The sequence below is a fragment of the Streptomyces sp. NH27 genome, from assembly GCF_056859195.1.
Genome location: NZ_JACEGK010000649.1, coordinates 1 through 3,858, shown reverse-complemented (window position 1 = coordinate 3,858; position 3,858 = coordinate 1). Strand labels below are relative to the sequence as shown.

Below are 3,858 nucleotides of genomic sequence, written 5' to 3'. Positions count from 1 at the left end.
AAGCAGACCCGCGCCGCCGTGAACCACTGAGTCGGGCCCGATCAGGGCCCTGAGCGGGCCTTGGTCAGCCCGCCAGGATGGCCCGGGCCAGCCGTGCGGTCTCGGACGGCGTCTTGCCGACCTTGACGCCCGCGGCCTCCAGGGCCTCCTTCTTCGCCTGCGCGGTGCCGGAGGAACCGGAGACGATGGCGCCGGCGTGGCCCATGGTCTTGCCCTCGGGCGCGGTGAAGCCCGCGACGTAGCCGACGACCGGCTTCGTCACGTTCTTCTCGATGAAGGCCGCGGCCCGCTCCTCGGCGTCGCCGCCGATCTCACCGATCATCACGATCAGGTCGGTGTCGGGGTCGGCCTCGAACGCGGCGAGCGCGTCGATGTGCGTGGTGCCGATGATCGGGTCGCCGCCGATGCCGACCGCGGACGAGAAGCCGATGTCGCGCAGCTCGTACATCATCTGGTAGGTCAGCGTGCCCGACTTGGAGACCAGGCCGATCCGGCCCGGCTTGGTGATGTCGCCGGGGATGATGCCCGCGTTCGACTGACCGGGGGTGATCAGGCCGGGGCAGTTCGGGCCGATGATCCGGGTCTTGTTGCCCTTCGACTGGGCGAGCGCCCAGAACGCGGCGGTGTCGTGGACGGCGACGCCCTCGGTGATCACGACCGCGAGCGGGATCTCGGCCTCGATCGCCTCGACGACCGCGCTCTTGGTGAACTTCTCCGGTACGAAGATCACGGTGACGTCCGCGCCGGTGGCCTCCATGGCCTCCTTGACGGTGCCGAAGACCGGGACGTCACCCTGCTCGAAGGTGACGGTGGTGCCGGCCTTGCGCGGGTTGACGCCGCCGACGATGTTGGTGCCGTCGGCCAGCATCAGGGTGGTGTGCTTCATGCCGGTCGCGCCGGTCATGCCCTGGACGATGACCTTGCTGTCCTTGGTCAGGAAGATAGCCATGGTGTCTTGAGTCCTCTTCCCTTACTTCGCAGCCAGCTCGGCGGCCTTGTCGGCCGCGCCGTCCATGGTGTCGACGCGCTGTACCAGCGGGTGGTTGGCGTCCGAGAGGATCTTGCGACCCAGCTCCGCGTTGTTGCCGTCCAGGCGGACCACCAGCGGCTTGGTGACGTCCTCGCCCTTCGAGGCGAGCAGCGCCAGGGCCTGCACGATGCCGTTGGCGACCTCGTCGCAGGCGGTGATGCCGCCGAAGACGTTGACGAAGACGGACTTGACGTCCGGGTCGCCGAGGATGATCTCCAGGCCGTTCGCCATCACCTCGGCGGACGCGCCACCGCCGATGTCGAGGAAGTTGGCGGGCTTCACGCCGCCGTGCGCCTCACCGGCGTAGGCGACGACGTCCAGGGTGGACATGACCAGGCCCGCGCCGTTGCCGATGATGCCGACCTGGCCCTCGAGCTTGACGTAGTTCAGGCCCTTGGCCTTGGCGGCGGCCTCCAGCGGGTTGGCGGCGGCCTTGTCCTCCAGCGCCTCGTGCTCCGGCTGCCGGAAGGCGGCGTTCTCGTCGAGCGAGACCTTGCCGTCGAGCGCGACGATCCGGCCCTCGCCGGTCTTCACCAGCGGGTTGACCTCGACCAGCAGGGCGTCTTCCTTGACGAAGACGGTCCACAGCTGCTGGAGCACGTCCGCGACCTGGTCGGCGATCTCGGCCGGGAACTTCGCGGCGGCCACGATCTCGGCGGCCTTCTCCGGGGTCACACCCTCCAGCGCGTCCACCGGGACCTTCGCCAGCGCGTCGGGGTTCTCCTCGGCGACGACCTCGATCTCGACGCCGCCCTCGACGGAGGCCATCGCGAGGAAGGTGCGGTTGGTACGGTCCAGCAGGAACGAGACGTAATACTCGTCCTTGATGTCCGCCGTCTGGGCGAGCATGACCTTGTGGACCGTGTGGCCCTTGATGTCCATCCCGAGGATCGCGTCGGCCTTCGCCACCGCGTCGGCCGGGTCGGCGGCCAGCTTCACACCGCCGGCCTTGCCGCGGCCTCCCACCTTGACTTGTGCCTTGACGACCGCCCGGCCGCCCAGCCGCTCCGTCACCTCGCGCGCCGCCTCAGGCGTGTCGATGACTTCACCGGCCAGCACCGGTACACCGTGCTTGGCGAAGAGGTCCCTCGCCTGGTACTCGAACAGGTCCACGCGCGTCCGTCTCCCTTATGGTCTTCTGGATTCCTCGGGCATGGCCCGGAATTCAGCGTCTCGCAGGCGGCTGCCGCCGGAAGTACAGCGCCGCCTGATCGGCTGGGCGTGCCGCTACGGGCAGGGCGACTGTGCACAGTCACAAGGGAAGCGCACACGGTGACCGAGTACGCGGCATGTCCGTCTTGCAGGTTATCGCCGTGGGCCGTGACGTCCTAAATCGTGCCTCACATGGAGGCGGTGAGAACGGTCACAACCTCCTGCGGAGTGGCCCCGCCACACGGACCGGGGTACCCCCCGGCGCCCCCTTTTCTTGTGCGGCTCCCTCCGATTTTGTGCGGCTCCCTCCGACAGAACCGGGCGGCCCGGGGGGTCAGGCTTCAGGTATGGGGAGGGGGCGCTTCTCGATCGCGGCGGCCATGACCTCCGGGAAGAGGTCGGGAGTGCAGGCGAACGCCGGCGCGCCCAGGGCGGCGAGCGCGGCGGCGTGCTCCCGGTCATACGCCGGTGCGCCCTCGTCGGACAGTGCGAGCAGCGCCACGAACTGCACGCCGGACGCCTTCATCGCCGCCACCCGCCGGAGCATCTCGTCGCGGATGCCGCCCTCGTACAGGTCGCTGATCAGCACCACGACGGTCTCGGCGGGCCGGGTGATCAGCGACTGGCAGTACGCCAGCGCGCGGTTGATGTCGGTGCCGCCGCCGAGTTGGGTGCCGAAGAGGACGTCCACCGGGTCGTCGAGCTCGTCGGTGAGGTCGACCACGGCCGTGTCGAAGACCACGAGCTTGGTGTCGATGGACCGCATGGACGCGAGCACGGCACCGAAGACGGAGGCGAAGACGACGGACGCGGCCATCGAGCCGGACTGGTCGATGCACAGCACGACGTCCTTCTTCACCGCCTGGTCCGCCCGGCCGTAACCGACCAGCCGCTCGGGCACGATGGTGCCGTGCTCGGGCAGGTAGTGCTTGAGGTTGGCCCGGATGGTGCGGTCCCAGTCGATGTCGCGGTGCCGCGGCCGATAGGTCTTCGCCGAACGGTCCAGCGCGCCGGTCAGCGTCGCCCGGGTCCTGGTCGCGAGCCGCTTCTCCAGGTCCGCCACCACCTTGTGCACCACCGCCCGGGCGGTGGCCTTGGTGGTCTCCGGCATCGCCCGGTTCAGCGACAGCAGGGTGCCCACCAGGTGCACGTCCGCCTCGACCGCCTCCAGCATCTCCGGCTCCAGCAGCAGTGCGGACAGGCCGAGCCGGTCGATCGCGTCGCGCTGCATCACCGACACGACGGAACTCGGGAAGTACGTGCGGATGTCACCCAACCAACGGGCCACCCGCGGCGCCGAACCGCCCAGCCCCGCGGACCGCTCCGCGCCCTCGGCCTCCCCCTGGCCGGACCGGCCACCGTAGAGCGCGCCGAGCGTACGGTCCATCGCCGCGTCCCGCCCGCTCAACTCGCAGCCGGTCCCCTCGGCGGCGCCTCCACCGAGGACGAGCCGCCAGCGCCGCAGCCGTTCGTCGGCGTCGGAGGCGTACGGGGTAGAGGCATACGGGGTACCGGAGTTGGAGTCCGTACTGGTGTCGGGGCCGGGGCTGGGGCTGGAGTTGGGGCTGGTGCCGGAGTTGGGGTTGGGGTTGGTGCCGGGGCCGGTCGTGTGCGGCGGGTGTGTCATGCGTGTGCTCCCCCTCGGTCGTCCGGCTCCGCCGGGTCCTCGTCGTCCT

General features: G+C 69.9%; 3 protein-coding genes. All 3 read right to left on the bottom strand.

The annotated features are described in order from the left end of the window. Nucleotides 1-64 precede the first annotated feature (64 nt). On the bottom strand, nucleotides 65-949 hold the full coding sequence (gene sucD, locus AC13HU_RS33790; protein ID WP_483045806.1) for a succinate--CoA ligase subunit alpha: 885 nt from the start codon (nucleotides 947-949) through the stop codon (nucleotides 65-67). Nucleotides 950-970: 21 nt separating this feature from the next. Then, nucleotides 971-2,143 (bottom strand): ADP-forming succinate--CoA ligase subunit beta, encoded by a 1,173-nt coding sequence (gene sucC, locus AC13HU_RS33785; RefSeq protein ID WP_483045805.1) that lies wholly within the window; start codon nucleotides 2,141-2,143, stop codon nucleotides 971-973. Nucleotides 2,144-2,516: 373 nt separating this feature from the next. Continuing rightward, a complete protein-coding gene (locus AC13HU_RS33780) occupies nucleotides 2,517-3,809 on the bottom strand; it encodes a VWA domain-containing protein (RefSeq protein ID WP_483045804.1) in 1,293 nt (430 codons plus the stop codon). Nucleotides 3,810-3,858 lie beyond the last annotated feature (49 nt).

What these genes read in the sequence shown, in the direction of transcription:
- sucD (WP_483045806.1), bottom strand. Translation starts at nt 949, where the DNA reads ATGGCTATCTTCCTGACCAAGGACAGCAAGGTCATCGTCCAGGGCATG.
- AC13HU_RS33780 (WP_483045804.1), bottom strand. Translation starts at nt 3,809, where the DNA reads ATGACACACCCGCCGCACACGACCGGCCCCGGCACCAACCCCAACCCC.